The sequence below is a fragment of the Pseudomonas sp. G11 genome (assembly GCF_029457515.1).
Taxonomy (GTDB): Bacteria; Pseudomonadota; Gammaproteobacteria; order Pseudomonadales; family Pseudomonadaceae; genus Aquipseudomonas; species Aquipseudomonas gorinensis.
In genome coordinates, this window is sequence record NZ_CP120377.1 from 333,643 (window position 1) to 347,451 (window position 13,809).

At 60.5% G+C, this 13,809-nt stretch carries 12 protein-coding genes; 8 read left to right on the forward strand and 4 right to left on the reverse strand.

Going from position 1 to position 13,809, the window contains the following annotated elements; genetic code table 11:
- Positions 1–48 precede the first annotated feature (48 nt).
- Positions 49–978: a zinc ABC transporter substrate-binding protein gene (locus P2T68_RS01495; RefSeq protein WP_024072625.1), complete on the forward strand. Its 930-nt coding sequence runs from the start codon at positions 49–51 to the stop codon at positions 976–978.
- A gap of 64 nt (positions 979–1,042) precedes the next feature.
- On the opposite strand, the gene P2T68_RS01500 is transcribed toward P2T68_RS01495, so the two are convergent.
- Together P2T68_RS01500 and P2T68_RS01505 are read right to left on the reverse strand one after the other, a co-directional pair.
- Positions 1,043–1,996, reverse strand: coding sequence for a homoserine kinase (locus tag P2T68_RS01500; protein WP_024072626.1), 954 nt, complete (start codon positions 1,994–1,996; stop codon positions 1,043–1,045).
- 56 nt (positions 1,997–2,052) lie between these two features.
- Positions 2,053–2,343 (reverse strand): DUF2782 domain-containing protein, encoded by a 291-nt coding sequence (locus tag P2T68_RS01505; protein ID WP_024072627.1) that lies wholly within the window; start codon positions 2,341–2,343, stop codon positions 2,053–2,055.
- A 74-nt stretch (positions 2,344–2,417) separates the two neighbouring features.
- Here P2T68_RS01505 and polA point away from each other — a divergent pair, with 74 nt between their 5' ends.
- On the forward strand, positions 2,418–5,192 hold the full coding sequence (gene polA / locus P2T68_RS01510; protein WP_024072628.1) for a DNA polymerase I: 2,775 nt from the start codon (positions 2,418–2,420) through the stop codon (positions 5,190–5,192).
- A gap of 269 nt (positions 5,193–5,461) precedes the next feature.
- On the opposite strand, the gene yihA is transcribed toward polA, so the two are convergent.
- On the reverse strand, positions 5,462–6,103 hold the full coding sequence (yihA, locus tag P2T68_RS01515) for a ribosome biogenesis GTP-binding protein YihA/YsxC (protein ID WP_024072629.1): 642 nt from the start codon (positions 6,101–6,103) through the stop codon (positions 5,462–5,464).
- 192 nt (positions 6,104–6,295) lie between these two features.
- Here yihA and P2T68_RS01520 point away from each other — a divergent pair, with 192 nt between their 5' ends.
- The 6 genes from P2T68_RS01520 (at position 6,296) to P2T68_RS01545 (ending at position 11,907) form a co-directional block, all read left to right on the forward strand.
- Positions 6,296–6,595 (forward strand): c-type cytochrome, encoded by a 300-nt coding sequence (locus P2T68_RS01520; protein ID WP_024072630.1) that lies wholly within the window; start codon positions 6,296–6,298, stop codon positions 6,593–6,595.
- 37 nt (positions 6,596–6,632) lie between these two features.
- Positions 6,633–7,238, forward strand: coding sequence for a c-type cytochrome (locus P2T68_RS01525; RefSeq protein ID WP_024072631.1), 606 nt, complete (start codon positions 6,633–6,635; stop codon positions 7,236–7,238).
- 168 nt (positions 7,239–7,406) lie between these two features.
- On the forward strand, positions 7,407–8,042 hold the full coding sequence (gene dsbA, locus P2T68_RS01530; protein ID WP_024072632.1) for a thiol:disulfide interchange protein DsbA: 636 nt from the start codon (positions 7,407–7,409) through the stop codon (positions 8,040–8,042).
- A gap of 10 nt (positions 8,043–8,052) precedes the next feature.
- On the forward strand, positions 8,053–8,931 hold the full coding sequence (locus P2T68_RS01535) for an endonuclease/exonuclease/phosphatase family protein (RefSeq protein ID WP_024072633.1): 879 nt from the start codon (positions 8,053–8,055) through the stop codon (positions 8,929–8,931).
- Positions 8,928–11,042, forward strand: coding sequence for a diguanylate cyclase (locus P2T68_RS01540; protein ID WP_069074943.1), 2,115 nt, complete (start codon positions 8,928–8,930; stop codon positions 11,040–11,042). Before P2T68_RS01535 ends, P2T68_RS01540 begins: the two co-directional genes overlap by 4 nt.
- Positions 11,043–11,130: 88 nt before the next feature.
- A complete protein-coding gene (locus P2T68_RS01545) occupies positions 11,131–11,907 on the forward strand; it encodes an N-acetylmuramoyl-L-alanine amidase (protein ID WP_024072635.1) in 777 nt (258 codons plus the stop codon).
- A 106-nt stretch (positions 11,908–12,013) separates the two neighbouring features.
- Here the strand turns inward: P2T68_RS01545 and P2T68_RS01550 are convergent, their stop codons facing one another.
- Positions 12,014–13,801, reverse strand: coding sequence for an ATP-binding protein (locus P2T68_RS01550; protein ID WP_024072636.1), 1,788 nt, complete (start codon positions 13,799–13,801; stop codon positions 12,014–12,016).
- Positions 13,802–13,809: the final 8 nt, after the last annotated feature.

Below are 13,809 nucleotides of genomic sequence, written 5' to 3' on the forward strand. Positions count from 1 at the left end.
AGACATTTGATAGAGACGTTATTATGTTACCCGTTCCTACGCCATTGAGTGGTCATCGTGTCCCGACTTTTTCCCGTTTTTGTCGTATTTGCCGCCAGTTTGTTCATTGCCGGTGCCGCGCAGGCCGAGGTCAAGGTGCTGACCAGCATCAAGCCGCTGCAACTGATCGCCGCGGCTGTGCAGGAGGGTGTGGCCATTCCAGAGGTGCTGTTGCCGCCAGGCGCGTCGCCCCATAACTACGCCTTGCGCCCATCCGACGTACGGCGTGTGCAATCGGTGGACTTGCTCTATTGGATCGGCCCGGACATGGAAAGCTTCCTGCCCCGCGTGCTCAAGGGCCGTACGGCGGCAACCGTGGCGGTGCAGGACCTGCCGGGCATGAAATTGCGTCGTTTCGCCGAAGATAGCCATTCTCACGCCGATGATGCTGACGAACATGACCACGATCACCGCCCGGGCAGCCTGGATGCACATTTGTGGCTGTCGACCGTCAACGCGCGGGTCATCGCCGCGCGCATGGCTGCGGACCTCAGCGCCGTTGACCCGGAGAATGCCGAGCGTTATCAGAGCAACGTGAAAGCGTTTGATGGCCGCCTGGATGCTTTGGACGCGCGCCTGAAAGCGCGTATGGCAGGCGTCAGTGCCAAACCTTACTTCGTGTTCCACGAGGCCTTCGACTACTTTGAAGACGCTTATGGGCTCAAGCACGCCGGTGTGTTCAGCGTCGCGGCCGAAGTGCAACCCGGCGCCCAGCATGTGGCGGCGATGCGTACGCGTTTGCAGGAAGTCGGTAAGACCTGCGTGTTCAGTGAACCACCCTTGCGCCCGCGCCTTGCCGAGACCTTGGTGGCCGGTTTGCCGGTGAAACTGGCGGAACTGGATGCACTGGGCGGCTACACCCCGGCTTCGGCCCAGGGTTACGAGCAGGTGTTGGATAAGTTGGGGAATGACCTGGCAGGTTGCCTGGAGTCGTTGTAAGCCTCAACCAAGATCAAATGTGGGAGGGGGCAGGCCCCTTCCACATTTTTGACCGGGTGGGTCCTTAGAGCGCGAATGGCAGGTGGACGGTGACCTGCTGGCGTTGCGCCAACCGATGCTCGAACTCGGCGGGATCGTGGATCAACACATCTTGCCCGGCAAAGGATTCCGCGGCGATCAGGCGCGACAGCCAGAACCGCACGCAGGCCACGCGCAACATGGTCGGCCACAACTCGGCCTCCTTGGCGGTGAACGGCCGTAGCCCTGCGTAGGCACCCAGCAGCGCACGGGCACGTTGCCCATCTATCACGCCGTCGGCATCCGAACACCAGTCATTCAGGGCGATCGCCACGTCGTACAACATTGGCCCCGAACAGGCGTTATAGAAGTCGATCAAGCCCGTCAGGTGCGTGCCTTCGAACATCGCGTTGTCACGGAACAGGTCGGCGTGAACGTTGGCGCGCGGCAGGGCGAGGATCTCGACCTTGTGGGCCTCGATTTCAGTCAATGCAGCTTGCAGCAGGCTTTGCTGTGCATCGTTCAAGTGCGAAATCAGCTGCGCGCCTTCGCTGAGCATCCAGTTCAGCCCGCGATCAGTCTTGCGTTCCAGCACTTTCTCGCCTTGCGTCGCCAAGTGCAGATGGCCGAGCAGGTCGCCGACCTGGGCGCAGTGCTGGGCGTTGGCGTCCTTGATGTGCTTGCCGGCCAGGCGCGGTTGCAGCAACGCCGGTTTACCGGCCAGTTCGCGCAAGGCTACGCCGTCGGTGGTGCGCAGGGCGTAGGGCACGGGCAGGTCGGCGTCGTGGAGCACGTCGAGCAGTTCGATGAAGAACGGCATTTCTGCGACCGGGCCGCGTTCAACCAGGGTCAGGACGAACTCGCCTTGCTCCAGGCTGATAAAAAAATTGGTGTTTTCGCTACCAGCGGCAATCCCCTGGAAGTCAAGCAGGCGGCCGAGCCCATAGGGGGCAAGAAAGGTTTCCAGCTCGGGCCGAGCCAGGGGGGTGAACACAGACATGGTTAAAACTGCCATTACGGGCGCTGCGGGGAGCAGCGCCGATTAAAGTTAAGAAATCATTTCCATTCGAAGATCTTCCATGAAGGGATCAGCATATCCGGCTGGTCAGAGCGGATGAAGTTCGCATCGGTTCCGTCCGCGCGCACCAGGAAATACGGTGGAAAGCCTTTCTTGGTCACCTTGATTGCGTACAGGAAACCGTTTTGGCGGTACTCCTGGATAGTCCGGTCGCCTTCCGTGCGAATGGTGACTTCCGGGTCGCCCGAAGGGGCGGTGTCTGCCGCCATGGCGGCCAGCGGAGCGAATGCAAACAAGCCGGTCAACAGCAGGCGATTGAATGTACGCATGATAACCTTGTCCCTTTGTTTTCATTGGTCCGGCTATTCTAGCGCCTGACCCGCCGAAAAGGTTGATCCTGCTCATGAGCCAAGCACCCCTCGTCCTGGTGGACGGTTCTTCTTATCTGTACCGCGCCTTCCATGCGCTGCCACCGCTGACCACCTCCAAAGGCCTGCCGACCGGTGCGGTCAAGGGCGTGTTGAACATGCTCAAGAGCCTGCGCAAGCAGTACCCGGACAGCCCGTTCGCGGTGGTGTTCGACGCCAAGGGTGGGACCTTTCGCGACGATATGTACGCGCAGTACAAGGCCAACCGTCCGAGCATGCCCGATGACATGCGCTTGCAGATCGAGCCGCTGCACCAGAGCGTGATCGCCCTGGGCTTCCCTTTGCTGTGCGTCGAAGGCGTCGAGGCCGATGATGTCATCGGCACCCTGGCCCGCAGCAGCGCGGCCGCTGACCGCCCGGTGGTGATTTCGACCGGTGACAAGGACATGGCGCAACTGGTGGACGGGCACATTACCTTGGTCAACACCATGACCGGTAGCGCCATGGATGTGGAGGGCGTAAAGGAGAAATTTGGCGTCGCTCCGGAGCAGATCATCGACTATCTGGCGCTGATGGGCGACTCGTCCGACAACATTCCAGGGGTTCCAGGCATTGGTCCCAAAACCGCCTCTGGCTTGTTGGTGGGCGTTAATGGCGGCCTGAAAGAGTTGTACGAGCAACTGGATATCGTGCCAACCCTGCCCATCCGTGGTGCCAAGACGCTGCCGGCCAAGCTGCTGGAGCATAAGGAGATGGCGTTCCTGTCCTACCAGCTGGCAACCATCAAGATCGATGTACCGCTGGATGTGGGCTTGGATGACCTGCACCTGATCGAGCCGGATCGCGAGAAGCTCCTGGAGTTGTACACCCTCCTGGAGTTCAAGAGCTGGTTCGACGAAGTGCAACGCGACGCCAAGCGCTCTGGGCTGGAGGTGGCGGCTCCGGTTGTGGAGAATGCGCCGCTCGTCGATACCGCGCTCAAGTACGAAACCATCCTCGACCAGGCGCGTTTCGACGTGTGGTTGAAGAAGCTCGGCGACGCCAAGTTGTTTGCCTTCGACACCGAGACCACTGGCATTGATGCCCAGCAGGCGCAATTGGTGGGCTTGTCGTTTGCAGTCCAGCCCTATGAAGCCGCCTACATCCCGCTGACCCATTCCTACATGGGCGTACCGGAGCAACTGGACCGTGACACGGTGCTGCGCGCACTCAAGCCGATTCTCGAGGACCCGAGCAAGCTCAAGGTCGGCCAGCACGCCAAGTTCGACATGAACATCCTGGCCAACTGCGCTATCGGCGGTGATCAGGCATGCGGCATCTCGGTGCAGGGCATTGCCTACGACACTATGCTCGAGTCCTACGTCCTGGATTCCACCGCCACCCGCCATGATATGGACAGCCTGGCTCAGAAATACCTGGGTCACACCACCGTCAGCTTCCAGGATATCGCCGGCAAAGGCGCCAAACAGCTGACTTTTGACCAGATCTCCCTCGAACAAGCCGGCCCATATGCCGCAGAAGATGCTGACGTGACCTTGCGCCTGCATCAGACCCTGCATGAAAAACTCCTGGCTATCCCAAGCCTGGCCTCGGTGCTGACGGATATCGAAATGCCGTTGGTGCCGGTGTTGGCGCGTATCGAACGCCAGGGTGCGCTTGTGGATGCCAAGCTCCTCGGTGTGCAGAGCGTTGAGCTGGGGAACAAGATGGTCGAGTTGGAGCGTGAGGCATTTGCCATCGCGGGTGAGGAATTCAACCTTGGCTCACCCAAGCAATTGGGCGCGATCCTCTACGAAAAACTCGGCCACCCGGTGCTCAGCAAGACCGCCAAGGGCCAGGCGTCGACCGCCGAAGCGGTGCTCGCCGAGTTGGCCGACCAGGATTTCCCGCTGCCCAAGGTGCTGATGCAATACCGCTCGATGAGCAAGCTCAAAAGCACCTACACCGACCGCCTGCCAGAGCAGATCAACCCGCGCACCGGGCGTATTCACACGTCTTATCACCAAGCGGTGGCGGCAACCGGGCGTTTGTCGTCCAGTGACCCGAACTTGCAGAACATTCCGATCCGCACCGCCGAAGGCCGGCGGATTCGCCAGGCGTTCATCGCGCCCAAAGGCTACAAGTTGCTGGCGGCGGACTACTCGCAGATCGAACTGCGGATCATGGCGCACCTGGCCAAGGATGAAGGCCTGCTGCACGCTTTCCGTAATGACCTGGATGTGCACAAGGCTACCGCTGCCGAAGTATTCGGGGTGGCGTTGGATGCGGTGACCACCGACCAGCGGCGCAGCGCCAAGGCGATCAACTTCGGCCTGATCTACGGCATGAGCGCGTTTGGCCTGGCCAAGCAGATCGGCGTCGACCGCAAGCAATCCCAGGCGTATATCGACCGCTACTTCGCCCGCTACCCTGGCGTGCTGGCTTATATGGAACGCACCCGCGCCCAGGCGGCCGAGCAGGGATACGTCGAGACCATTTTTGGTCGTCGCCTGTACCTGCCGGACATCAACGCGAAGAACCCGGCGCTGCGCAAGGGTGCCGAACGGACGGCGATCAACGCACCGATGCAGGGCACGGCGGCGGACATCATCAAGAAAGCCATGGTGGCGGTGGATCACTGGCTGGCCGAGTCGGGCCTGGACGCCAAAGTCATCCTGCAGGTGCACGATGAATTGGTGCTGGAGGTTCGCGAAGACCTGGTCGATACAGTGCGTGAGGAGATTCGTCAGCACATGAGCCAGGCCGTGACACTGGATGTGCCCTTGCTGGTGGAAGTGGGTGTGGGCGACAACTGGGACGAAGCCCACTGATTTCGGGGCTTTGCCGCCACCCAGCGTGGCGGCTGAGCGCGTTAGATCCGAAAGTGATGTCAGTTATTGCCAATAGTTTTTTGGGCGGGCAGGAACTTAACTCATGAAATGCGACTCAGAGTTACTGAATGGGTGGTGAAGCCCTTCAATGCTCCTATGTTGTGTTAAGTGTTGGCAGATATCTGGACCCCGCCCTAGCGGTCCGGAACTTGAACCCCGAACTTCCCCTCCCCATACGAAGTCCGGGGTTTTTTTTGCCCGTCGAAAAGTTACTCGGCGATTTCCGCCCCCTTGTCTGCCAATTCCATCCAACTGGCCAGCACGGTGTAGGCGTCTTCCAGGCCCATGCGCTTTGGCGCTGAGAACAACTGGATGGTGATCGCGTCACCCCACCCTTTACGGATTTCGGCCTGCACTTTGAGCAGCGTGTTCTTGGCGGCGCCGTAGGTCAGCTTGTCGGCCTTGGTCAGCAGGATATGCATTGGCATGCCGCTGGCGACTGCCCAATCGAGCATCAGCAGGTCGAAGTCGGTCATTGGATGACGGATGTCCATCATCAGGATCAAGCCCTTCAAACTCTCCCGGCCGCCCAGGTAAGCCTCCAGGTGACGCTGCCAGTGCAGCTTCAACGGGATAGGAACTTTTGCGTAACCGTAGCCGGGAAGGTCGACCAGACGCCGATCATCGTCTAGCTTGAAGAAGTTGAGCAACTGCGTGCGGCCCGGGGTTTTCGAGGTACGCGCCAGGCTGGCGTGGGTCAGGGTGTTCAGCGCGCTGGATTTACCAGCGTTGGAGCGACCGGCAAAGGCGACTTCAAAGCCTTCGTCATCGGGGCATTGGTCAACTTTGGCGGCGCTGAGCATGAACGTGGACTGTTGGCACAGGCCGAGGATGGGATTCTTGAGTTGCATGAGATTTCCGATGTGGGCGGTGCCGAAAAAGGGTGCGGCAAGCGGTGTCGTTTCCGTTTCAGTAGCGCCAGTATATAATGCCGCAGATTTTGTGTGTGCTTTGTCCCAGCGAAGGATGAAGTTCACGGGAGCGATAGACCTTTATTGCGCATTAGAACGCAAAACGCTCTCAAACCCTGAAAAGGTCGATGTATGACCAGATGGTTGCTTGCTATCGGTGTCCTGGTTCCGCTTTACGGCGCTCAGGCTACACAGGATCCGGAAGCGGTGTACAACCGAGTTTGCGTGGCTTGCCATGCCGGCCAACTGCCGAACGCCCCGAAGCGGGGTGACCAGGCAGCATGGGCGCCCAGGCGGGCGCAGGGCATGGACACGCTGGTGCGACACGTGACCCAGGGTTTCAAGGCAATGCCGCCGCGTGGTTTGTGCATGGACTGCAGTCCCGAGGATTACCAGGCCATTATTGAAATGATGGTGAGTAAACCCGGTTAGATAACTCTTAAACCCTTAGCCGTAGTTGGATTAGCTGATGAACAAACTGATCGTGAGTCTGCTGTTGACCTTGGGCATCACCGGTGTTGCCCATGCTGCAGGCGACGCTGCTGCGGGTCAGGCGAAAGCCGCCGTGTGTGGTGCTTGCCATGGACCGGATGGTAATAGCCCGGCACCGAACTTCCCCAAACTGGCCGGCCAGGGGGAGCGTTACCTGACCAAGCAGATGCACGACATCAAGGACGGCAAGCGCACGGTCCTGGAAATGACCGGCTTGCTGACCAACCTCAGTGACCAGGACCTGGCCGATATCGCCGCCTATTTTTCCAGCCAGAAAGGCAGTGTGGGAGCTGCCGATCCCAAGCAGGTGGCCCGCGGCCAAGACCTGTTCCGCGGTGGCAACCTTGAAAAAGGCATGCCTTCGTGCATCGGTTGCCACTCGCCTAATGGCGCAGGCCTTGCAGCGGCAGGCTTCCCTCACTTGAGCGGCCAGCATGCGCAGTATGTCGCCAAGCAGCTGACTGACTTCCGTGAAGGCAATCGCACCAACGACGGTGATACCAAGATCATGCAGAGCATTGCTGCCAAGCTCAGCAACAAGGATATCGAAGCGGTTTCCCAGTACATCCAGGGCCTGCACTGATCCGGGCAGTACGTTAACGCTCGATTAATCCCGCGATGCAAGCATAAAAAGGGTGGCTTAGGCCGCCCTTTTTTGTGGCCGGTGCCGTTACACTAACGAACTCATGCCCGCGTAGACCTGTCACAACAAAGGTCGCGTGAGGCGACTTTATTTGTCCAGGAGTAAAGCATGCGTAATCTGATCCTCAGCGCCGCTCTCGTCACTGCCAGCCTCTTCGGCATGACCGCACAAGCTGCCGACGTGCCGCTTGAAGCCGGTAAGACCTACGTTGAATTGGCTAACCCTGTACCTGTATCGGTACCCGGTAAAATCGAAGTGGTGGAGCTGTTCTGGTATGGGTGCCCGCATTGCTACGCCTTTGAACCGACCATCAACCCATGGGTTGAGAAATTGCCTTCCGACGTGAACTTCAAACGTATTCCGGCCATGTTCGGCGGCCCTTGGGATGCACACGGCCAACTGTTCCTGACCCTGGAAGCCATGGGTGTGGAGCACAAGGTTCACAACGCCGTCTTCGACGCGATCCAGAAACAAGGCAAGCGCCTGACCAAGCCTGATGAAATGGCTGACTTCGTCGCAACCCAGGGTGTAGACAAGGACAAGTTCCTGGCCACTTTCAATTCCTTCGCCATCCAGGGCCAGATCAAGCAGGCCAAGGAACTCGCGCAGAAGTATGGCGTGCAGGGCGTTCCAACCATGATCGTCAACGGCAAATACCGTTTCGACCTGGGCACTACCGGTGGTCCTGAAGCGACCCTCAATGTTGCCGACCAACTGATCGCCAAAGAGCGCGCAGCCAAGTAAGGGGCCTGTCATGCGCCGCTGGGGTACCGAACGCGTTGTTGGCCTGCATGACGCGCGGGTCAATGAGGATCACCTGGAATCCACGGGCTTGCCGGCAGATAGCCGGTTGCGCCTGCTCAGCTTCAATATCCAGGTCGGTATCAGCACCGAAAAATACCGGCACTACCTGACCCGTGGCTGGCAGCATCTGCTGCCTCACAATGGGCGCGCCGGTAACCTGCAAAAGATCGGCAACCTGCTCAATGACTTTGACCTGGTCGCCTTGCAGGAGGCTGACGGCGGCAGCATACGCTCGGGCTACATCAACCAGGTCGAGCACCTGGCTCAGCTCGGTGCCTTCCCCTACTGGTATCAGCAACTCAATCGCAACCTCGGGCGTCTGGCGCAGCACAGTAATGGTGTGCTGAGCCGCCTTAAACCGACCGCCATCGAAGATCACCCACTGCCGGGCCCCAAGGGCCGGGGAGCGATTCTCGTGCGTTTCGGTGAAGGGCCGGAGGCCTTGGTGGTGGTGATGATGCACCTGGCGCTCGGGGGGCGTACGCGCAACCTGCAACTGGCCTACGTGCGCGAGTTGATTGGCAACTACAAGCATCAAGTGCTGATGGGTGACATGAACACCCATGCCAATGACCTGCTGCAGAATTCCCCGTTGCGGGACCTAGGGCTACTGGCGCCGCAAGTCGAAGCCACGTTTCCCAGCTGGCGTCCGCAGCGTTGTCTTGACCATATCCTGCTCAGCCCGACCCTCACACTCGAAAGTGTGCAGGTGCTGGCGCAGCCTATCTCCGATCACCTGCCGGTCGCGGTAGAGATTCGTCTGCCGGGTTCGCTCACGGTTGATGCATTGCCCGCGTTGAGCCCCGGCCCTCGCGGACCCCTTGCATGAGCGACGACGCCCAGCGCTGGAAAGAAAAATACCTGTTAAGCATCGAGCAACAAGAAAAGCTCGAACGTCGCTGGGCCTCTCGCCTCGACCTGCTGCGCCGAGGGTTGGTACGCAGCACGCTGGCTGCTGAGGGCACCGACCGCGCGGTCGATCAATGCATGAAGGAAATGCGCGATGTCGTGCGCACAGATGATATGGACGCCGCCCTTGCTGCCTTGTTGCCACGACTGGAAAAAGCCGTGCTGGATTCAGAGCAGCGCCGCGAAACGCGTGTCGACCAGATGGGTGCTGCGCTGACGGCCCTGGTGACGCAGTTGCAAAAACTGCCGCTGCCCCGTGAAGTCGCGCGCCCGCTGAAAACCTTCGCTAAGCAGTTGGATGGCCGTGTCGGCCAGGCGCGCGAGATTCCGCTGTTGCTCAGTGAGTTGAGCGCCCTGCAAGGGCAAGCGTTGAATAATCTGGAGCCGGAGGGTGAAGCCACGCGCTCCGGGCCGGGCCTGCTGCAGCGCCTGTTTGGCACTCGGGAGGCCAGCACTGAGGCGCCAGTGGGCGAACCAGCGCCGCCGCCGTCCGCGCCGCCGCCTGTTGCTACCCAGGTCGCAGCCGAACCAGCACCCCAAGCGCCTGCACAATCCGAAGAGTTGGCCCAAGCCTTGCGGGCCTTTGCGCCGCTGCCGGCAGCCCCTGAGCCTCAACCTCAACCTCAACCTCAACCTCAGCTTGCGCCTGCCGTGTCAGTCGCGCCCGTCAAGGCTGTACCGGTCGCAGAGGTTGCCGGTGCCGCGAAAGTCGCCAGCGAAACCTTCGTATTCGAGGCTCCGGCCCAGGCCACTCCTGTCGCGCAGCCGATCGAGGCAGTTGAGACCGAGTTCTCTGAACCGGCGATCCAGGAGCCAGCACCCGAAAGCGCACTCGCTGCCTTTATCGAAGCGCCCGAGGTGCTGGTCGATGCGCCAGACGAGACCACTATCGGCAGCCTGTCCCTGCCGCCCGTCCTGGAGAGTGCCGATCCTGACGAGCTGCAATCGGATGGCGTCTACGCTCTGCCCGATTCGCCTGAGCCGTCCTACAGCTCCGTGGCCAAGCACATCGAAGACACATTGCTCGGTCTGCTGGAAGACCTGTCCCTCCCCGAACGCCATCGGCCCCAGGCCGAAGCCATGCGCGAACGCCTGGCCCATGGGCTGAACTGGTACGAATTGCTGCCGATTCTCGATGACCTGGCCGTGCTGATGCTGGCGGTCACCGACAGCGGCCAGCATGAGTTCGAGGCTTACCTCAAGCAATTGAACGAGCGGCTCGAAGCGTTCCAGGGGCATTTGCAGGTGGCCAGCGACGGCCATGCCGACAGCCGCTCAGCAGCCCGTGAGCTGGACACGCAGATTCGCGAGCAGGTCGACGGCCTGCAAAGCAGCGTGCAGGAAGCGGCTGACCTGGACAGTCTCAAGAAGGTGCTCGAAAGCCACCTTGAAGGCTTGCTCGGCACCATGGATGAACACCAGCAGCAGCGCGACCAGCGCGAGCAGGAATTGTCCACGCGGCTCAAGGGGCTGGCGGAGCGCGTCGCCAATATGGAACAGGAGGCCCAGGGCTATCGCGAGCACCTGGAGGTGCAACGCCAGAAGGCCCTGATCGACCCGCTCACCGGCCTGCCCAATCGTGCGGCCTGGAGCGAGCGCCTGGACCATGAGGTGAACATCTGGCATCAGCGTGGCAACAGCCTGTCGCTGGCGATGCTGGATCTCGACCACTTCAAGCGCATCAACGACGGCTATGGTCACCTGGCGGGTGACAAGGTGTTGAAGATCATCGCCAACGTATTGCGCAAGCGCCTGCGTCCGGGCGACTTCATCGCGCGTTTTGGCGGTGAGGAGTTTGTCTTGCTGATGCCGGACTCATCCCTGGCGGATGCCTTGGCGGTGGGTGGCATGCTGCGCGCTGCTATCGAGGCCTGTCCGTTTCACTTCAAGGGCGAGCCGGTGACAATCACGGTGTCGATGGGGGTGGCGCAGTTCCAGCCTGGCGAACGCAGTGAGCTGGCACTCAAGCGCGCCGACGAGGCGTTATATCGCGCTAAGGCGGCAGGGCGTAACCAGGTGCAGGCGGCCTGAAAGATGTTCCATTTTGTAATTTGACCGCCAGGCAAGAAGCCGTACGTTACACTGTTGCATTATTGTCTTCAGCGTACTGTCTTCCGCCATGAAATCCCTGTGCTTCGCCTTTGTGTTTCTCCTGCTCGCCGGCTGCGCCAGTGGCCCGCGTCTGGACACCAGCCACCCTTCCGTGAACCACGACAACCGTGTGCAATTCGTTGTCGTGCATTACACCTCCACCAACCTTGAGCGCTCCCTGGCCTTGCTCACGCATGGTCAGGTCAGCAGCCATTATCTGATCGGCGACGACGCCTCTGCCACCATCTATAAGCTGGTGGACGAAAGCCAGCGCGCCTGGCATGCAGGGGAAAGCGAGTGGATGGGCCGAACCTGGCTGAACTCCAGCTCCATCGGCATCGAAATCGTCAACCCAGGGTATCGCGACACGCCGACGGGGCGCGTGTGGTACCCGTATTCCGAAGCCCAGGTGAAATCCCTGGTGGTGTTGCTCAAGGACATCAGCAAACGCAATGGCATCGACCCCAGGAATATCATTGGGCATAGCGACATCGCGCCGCTGCGCAAGCTGGATCCGGGTCCGTTGTTCCCGTGGAAGCGCCTGGCTGACGAGGGCTTGGGGATCTGGCCCGATGCGCAGGCCGTCGCCCGCTTCCAGTTGCAGTACACCACCGATCTGCCGAGCATCACCTGGTTCCAGGAAGAGTTGGCTCGCCTGGGCTACCAGACGCCGCAGACCGGCGAGCTGGATGTCGCCACGCGCCACGTGATCGCGGCATTCCAGATGCACTTCCGGCCGTCGTTGTTCGATGGCACACCGGATGCGGAAAGCGCCGCGATCCTGCGCGCCCTGAATCGCCGTTGAATCTGCGAACAAGCGTGCTTGTGGCGCCCCCGCAAGCCCGTGACGGCTACACACAGCGGGACGGCGCGACCCTTCGACAGCACTCGCGCCACTGCGAGCCAGGCGCCTACAAGGGCAGTGCCATGTAGAACTGCGTGCCCTGCCCCGGCCGCGAGTACACGCCCATGCGACCGCCGTGCAGCTGCACAATTTCCTTGCACAGCGCCAAGCCGAGGCCGGCGCCGCCTTTCTTGCGGCCCACCTGGACGAAGGGTTCGAAGATACGGCCTTGCTGGCCATAGGCGATACCTTCGCCATTGTCCTCGACGCTGATAATCACCCGTTCGCCATGTCGCCGGGCCTGCAAGCGAATCTGCCCGCCTTCGGCGGTATGGCGAAGGGCGTTGCCTAACAGGTTATCGAGCACGCGCTCCAGCTGAGCCTGGTCGGCATACAACCTCGGCAAGTCGGCTTGGGCTTCAACCAGCAATTCGATATGTTGCGCATTCGCCGGTTCAGCGAAGCGGGCACGCGCATGCTCCAGCAAGTCAGTGACATCGCACGGGCCCAGGGTGAGTTTTTGCAGACCGTTCTGATAGCGCGAGAAGTTGAGCAGGTCATTGATCAACTGCATCAGGCGCTGCATTTCTTCATTGACCGTATCCAGCAGGTCCGCTTCCCGCGAGTCTTCAGGAAACTTCGCGCGCTCGCGAAACAGACCAAATGCCATGTGCATACCGGTCACTGGCGTACGCAGTTCATGAGAGGCGCGTAGCACGAATTCGCTGCGTACCCGTTCAAAGGCGCGCTGCTCGGTCACGTCATGCAGCACCATCACGGCGCCGAGGATGTGGCCTTGGGTATGGCTGACCGGCGTCAGGCTGTAGGTCAGCAGGCGCAATTCACCTTCGACCTCCACTTCCAGGTCCTCGGGCGCCCGCTCCAGGTTGCCGCCGCGCAGCACCAACTGAAGCTGTTCATCCATTTCAGGGCGCCCCAGCGCTTCGCTCAAGCCTTGGCCAAGACGCTCCTCGTCCCAACCCAACTGGCGCTGTGCGACGGGGTTGAGGTGTTCCAGACGGCCCTGGCGGTCAATCATCAATAGCCCGTCATCGATGCTGTCGAGCACTGCTTGCAAGCGCTGCTGGCCGGCCAATAGCTCGTCGACATTGGTTGCCTGATGTTGGCGCAATGCCTCGGCCATGATGCCGAAGCGGCGGGTCAGTTGGTTCATCTCCGCGGCCGACGAGATGGGCAGCGTTACTTCGAAATCGCCCTGCCCGATCTTGTCCGCCGCCTTGGCCAACGCTTCGATCGGCCCGCCAAAGCGCCGTGCGATGCCATGGGCGGTGACGAAACCGATGATCAACACCGCCAGGCCGACCAGCCCCAGCAGGCCTGCGATCAACAACGCACGGCCACGGGATTTGTGCTCGCTGGTGTTGATATTCTCCAAGGCGCGCTTGTGCTCGGCGAGCAGGCCATTGCGCAACGCATTGAAGGTTTCGGTGAGCTTTTCGTTTTTATTGTTGGCAAGCGAGATTTGTTGGGAATCCTCGAAAGCCTTCAGGAAGTTCTGGTAGTCAATTCGCGCCTGGCTGAACCCGCTGGCGAGGCCATCTTGTTCCTCATGGGCGATGCCTTGGTCCAGCAGCTCGAAATAGTGCTGCTTGGAGGTTTGCAGGGCCGCCAGGTCCGGATGCTCACTGAGCATCAGGATCAACTGGTCCCCCAGGGTCTGGCGCAACTTCAGGCCCAGGTCCAGGGTGATGAAGTTGCTGCGGATCAGCGACTCCTGGCTCTTGGCCATTTGCATCACACTGACCAGGCCCAGGATCAACCCCAGCAAGGCGACGGTAATCAGCGCGGAGATACTCAAGAACAATCGAGTGCGCAGTGTCATCGCTAGCTTCATAAGGTACC